The organism is Crocosphaera sp. Alani8 (assembly GCF_038442745.1).
GTDB lineage: Bacteria > Cyanobacteriota > Cyanobacteriia > Cyanobacteriales > Microcystaceae > Crocosphaera.
Genome location: NZ_JARVCN010000255.1, coordinates 1 through 4,590, shown reverse-complemented (window position 1 = coordinate 4,590; position 4,590 = coordinate 1). Strand labels below are relative to the sequence as shown.

5 protein-coding genes are annotated in these 4,590 nt (G+C 35.9%); 3 read left to right on the top strand and 2 right to left on the bottom strand.

Annotated elements, in window-relative coordinates:
- Nucleotides 1-551: 551 nt before the first annotated feature.
- Together P9B04_RS14770 and P9B04_RS14765 are read left to right on the top strand one after the other, a co-directional pair.
- Nucleotides 552-995 (top strand): hypothetical protein, encoded by a 444-nt coding sequence (locus P9B04_RS14770; protein ID WP_342055750.1) that lies wholly within the window; start codon nt 552-554, stop codon nt 993-995.
- Between the two features lie 91 nt (nt 996-1,086).
- On the top strand, nt 1,087-1,407 hold the full coding sequence (locus tag P9B04_RS14765; protein WP_342055749.1) for a hypothetical protein: 321 nt from the start codon (nt 1,087-1,089) through the stop codon (nt 1,405-1,407).
- Nucleotides 1,408-1,472: 65 nt separating this feature from the next.
- Here the strand turns inward: P9B04_RS14765 and P9B04_RS14760 are convergent, their stop codons facing one another.
- Complete coding sequence (locus P9B04_RS14760; protein ID WP_342055748.1) at nt 1,473-3,563, bottom strand: DEAD/DEAH box helicase; 2,091 nt, start codon at nt 3,561-3,563, stop codon at nt 1,473-1,475.
- Between the two features lie 354 nt (nt 3,564-3,917).
- Nucleotides 3,918-4,289 (bottom strand): DOPA 4,5-dioxygenase family protein, encoded by a 372-nt coding sequence (locus P9B04_RS14755; protein ID WP_342055747.1) that lies wholly within the window; start codon nt 4,287-4,289, stop codon nt 3,918-3,920.
- Between the two features lie 159 nt (nt 4,290-4,448).
- Here P9B04_RS14755 and P9B04_RS14750 point away from each other — a divergent pair.
- On the top strand, nt 4,449-4,590 hold a 142-nt coding region (locus P9B04_RS14750; RefSeq protein ID WP_342055751.1), incomplete at its 3' end, for an HU family DNA-binding protein.

Below are 4,590 nucleotides of genomic sequence, written 5' to 3'. Positions count from 1 at the left end.
TCTAGCTGAAGAAGAGAACTAACTCGGTCTCTCTTTCAAAATGAGAATTGCTGCTGATGATACTAATTTAGTGAGGTTTAGCATTTGGGATTATTTAATTCTTTTTCTCGAAAAATACTCAGATTTTCTTGACTTTAAAATGGGTGAAGAAATCAGTGAATATGAAATTTTAGTTATTAACTTTTCCTTTCAATATTAACCCACAGCACACACGATGATAAAAAACATTGATTGGTCACTATTTGTCCCTGACAAAATCCTTGAAAAATTTAGTCAGCAGACGCACCAAAATTTTCGATGATGATCTTTAGATTAATCTTAAATGTCTATAAATTTTATGGTAACTCAAGTTTAAAGGATTTAATTCAACGAAAAGAAATTTACTATGGAGATCCTCCTAATATTGGTTGTTGTCCTTCGGGGCCGACTATGAACTCTATTCCTGTTAAGATTGTTGAATATTGGAGTAAAAACTAGCTTCAATGGCAACGAGATAACAGTTTACAACTTGATGTAACTCCTTCTTGGGTTATACAAAATATTGAGGATTTATGATGAAATACTTTTCTCTAAAAATAACGATTTTAGCTTATAAAAAGGGGCTAATAGAATCTAATCCTTCTGATACATTCATATTTAGTTGTAGGAGAAGCAGAGTATTCAATAATGATAGCAAATACCCTGGTTATAGTCGATTTTTTGAGAATCCGACCCCTGAAACAGCTTACAATCCTGATAGAATTTCTTTGTCTGATTTATCCCCAGAAGCCGCTAAAAAATGCGTTGAGTTTTTCGAGCTAATTCACCTAGCTGATCAACAAGGTCGTGTCATTTGGTTAACCAAAGAAGATGGCATTCCAACGTTTCGAGACAAGGGCGGTGATGCTATTAGTTTAGTTGAGATTTATCAGAATACTCCGCCTAATGAACGGTTCCCTTTTGATTTCCCTTTCGCTCGTAAAACTTCAGAAATAGAATCTTTGTTAGACGAATAAATTAAGAGAAGGTCGGACAAGCAAACTCTCTTTTCGTCTATCATTAATTGTATAATTAGAAGCCACTAATACTAACAACTATTTTTTTTAAATGTCATTAAATTTAGCAATACTCCCCCAATATTTACAAGGCAGTAACTTTTCTAACGATGTAATTTTATTATCTTTTGAAAGTGAACTTTTTGAGATAATTAAATCTTTAGTTGATGCAATTGGAAGACCCATCAAAGAAATTGATTGTTATTTGGCAGAAGATGGCTACAATTCTATTACCGAAGATCCTTCCGGTAATCCTATTAAGGGAGTTCAAGCTCAACAACTTAAAAAATATTTAGATAAAGTGTCAGTAACTCATTGGCGAAATAAAGCTTTTATAGCTTACTTGAACGAGTTACCAAATGACCTCTTCTAATAATCTAAAATAAAGTAGGTCTAAGTACAATGTGTGCTGATTAGAAGATCCCCTTGCCAATGGGTCTAAAAATCAAATTCCTTCTGGTTATCAACAGGAGGAAGGTTAAGGATTCTTCGAGGGGTGCGAACAGAAGGATCAACGAAAAATTGAACTCGAATGGGATGCTGAAAAACACGAGTTAAAGCAGAGACAATCTCATATTCTCGACTGTGAAAAACTTTCAATAAATTCTTAGAGGAAATGCTCACAGTAGCCCAGGGAGTGTGAAGTGCGCTCAGTTGACTATGAATATTGAATAAACTTTGACTCAATAGAGGTAATTCTTGAAGAGCAAGTTGCCAGATTTGTTGAAGGATCTCAGGAGAAAGAGGAGAGGGAGGGTTAAGAGATTCAAATTGATGGTTAGCCCATTTAGGATGATAACCACGCAATTGTGCATATTTTTGCCAGATAGATAAAGGTGGATTAACCTCTTTGAGTCGATAGTAAATCCAACCAACAGAGTAGTCATTCTGACGTTGTTCACTCAACAAATAATAATAATTTTTCTCCCACTGAGAAAGTTCAGGAGAGGGAGTCGAAGTGGGGGGATTAGATTCTGCCATTTTCTCGAAAAGATTGATCATCTTTTGAGATGGTGATGGGGCAATGGGAGTAGAAGTAGTCTGCGGTTCAAGGGTTTCATCAATGTGAGTCAGGGGAGTATCGGTTTCAGTGACGGTAATTTCTTCTTCCGTGACAACTCCATGAGAATCACGCTTGGTTTGAGACTTTTTGGTATCTTCAACTCCATCAAGAGTCCAAATCCGTTCACGAGTGGGGAGGCCATGGATAGCCCAATTTTTAGTATGGTCTAAAATAAGAGCGTAATCTTTATTTTCCTGTGGTCTTAAAACCCTGCCAACCATTTGTAACCATTTGGTCAAAGATTTAGTCGGTTTAGCCACTTGAACTGCTTCGAGAGCAGGAATATCTAAACCCTCATCAAATAACTGGCAATTAGTCAGAACTAAAATATCTCCCCGTCGGAATTGTTCAAGGATATCTTGACGAAGTGGAGTGGGGGTAGTGCCATCAAGATGACGTGCCGGAATACCAGCTTGGTTATAACGCTCAGCAATCAATTGAGAATGGTTGACGTTGATAGCGAAAACGAGACAACGTAACCCTGGAGCCTGTTTTCGATAGGACTCGATTAATTGACCCGATAACTGAATCAAATTATTAGCTTTTTCTAAACCTTTGACTGAAAAATCCCCTTGGGCCATTCGGACTCCTTTCGTGGACATGGGGTTAGGATCTGCATAAAGACGAAAACGACTTAAATATTTCTGTTGAATTAACTCTTTAATAGTTAAACCACAGACTAACTCATCAAATAAATCACGGAAACCAACACCATCTAAGCGGATAGGAGTAGCTGTAACTCCTAACTGATAAGCATCGGGGTATCTCTCAATAATTTGACGGTAAGTTTTAGCCGTAGAATGATGAGCTTCATCAATAATAATTAACCCCACCTTGTCAATAACCGATTGTCTTCGGACTAAACTGAGAACGCTGGCCACCTGAACAATAAGAGAATAATTCGGTTTATATTTAGCTTTGATAATACCAACTTGTTGACCGGTAACAGTTCGTAATTTATCAGCAGCTTGTAAAACTAACTCTTCACGGTGGGCTAAGATAATCACCTTCTCCCCACGACAAGCAAACTCAGAAGCAATAGCAGCAAAGCAGATAGTTTTACCAGCACCAGTGGGAAGTTGAGCTAAAACTTTAGTTTGACCATTTTTCCAATGTTGATAAATCTCTTGAATTAACTGAACTTGATAATCTCTGAGGGGATAAGGATGAGAATTGGGATTAGATATGGTAGTAACATCCGGTACTTGTTTTTTTAATTGTTGGTGATTAGAAGTCGATAATGATGGTGTTTGTGTCTGAGAATAATGACGGGCTTGTTGAAGAAAACCTGTCAAATTTTCGCTCTTTGACCAGACTCGTTCACCTTTAAGTCTCCATTTTCCTGTTTGATGAGAATAATAAAAATAACGTTCATCTATCTGACAAAGATAAAATAACCCTCTCGATTCAAAGGGAATATTAGAGCTTTTGAAAAACTCCTCAATCGGATTAGAGTTATGAGTCATAATTTTATCAGCTAGAAGAAAAAGTCAGATGATTTTATTGATATCTATTTAACTTGATTACCTTCAACAAAGCAAGCCAAGGTCTAATTTAGCTGTTCAAATTAAGGTGAGGACATCAGAAATTTTAGGAGCCGATTTATCTTTAGAATTATGATATTGTCCTACCTAATTGGTGAGTTTGATGATGATGCTCAATTTCATTTTTACGGAATTCCATAACAAGGGGAGATCTCTCCTTGTTGGTACATAAGCTCTAAGTCCAGGAACGGATAATTTATAGGTGGGATTATTTTGAATTTTTTTGTTAAATTTACTTATAAGCAATCAGTTTGAGATGAACAAAGTAAAAAAATACTACTTTTGAAAAACCTTTAAATTTAGTTCGAGTTGTTCTCCTATCCAAAGTGAATAATTGCGGTGATCAATTAAATCATTACCCGTTTCTGGATGGACTAGAATACTTAATTGTCCATGATGAACCATTAACCAAGGTACAACTAAACCAAACTGTTCTGGAGAAAAAGCAAGTTGATAGCTACCTATTGGGTGTGGTCCAATGGGATTATCATGCCAACGTCCCAATCGAATTCTTTCTTCAAATGTATTATTCAGACTTTCTCGTAATAAATCAGCTTGCGATTTACTTTCTTGATTGTAATAAACATGGGCATGAAAACCTGTGATATTTGTTAATGAATCTCTTGAATTAAAAGAAGTATTAATCATAAGTTAATTATTTCAATAAAATCAAATTTTAAATAGTTTAACAAAAAATAGATGCTGGTAAAAAATATCCGTAATATCTTGACCAAGGTTTCTGCCTTCGTTTGACAATATGGGGGTTAGGCTCGTTATAATTTCTGTTCTGTTAATTATTATTCAGAAATGAACAAAGCACAACTTATTAAAGCCATTGCTGCTGAAACTGGTCAACCTCAGTCAATAGTAACCAAGATCCTTGATGCCACCACGGAAACTATCGTTGAAAACGTTGCTAATGGGGAGAAAATAACTCTTGTGGGTTTTG

Coding starts and splice junctions, on each gene's coding strand:
- P9B04_RS14770 (WP_342055750.1), top strand. CDS start 552: ATGATGAAATACTTTTCTCTAAAAATAACGATTTTAGCTTATAAAAAG.
- P9B04_RS14765 (WP_342055749.1), top strand. CDS start 1,087: ATGTCATTAAATTTAGCAATACTCCCCCAATATTTACAAGGCAGTAAC.
- P9B04_RS14760 (WP_342055748.1), bottom strand. CDS start 3,563: ATGACTCATAACTCTAATCCGATTGAGGAGTTTTTCAAAAGCTCTAAT.
- P9B04_RS14755 (WP_342055747.1), bottom strand. CDS start 4,289: ATGATTAATACTTCTTTTAATTCAAGAGATTCATTAACAAATATCACA.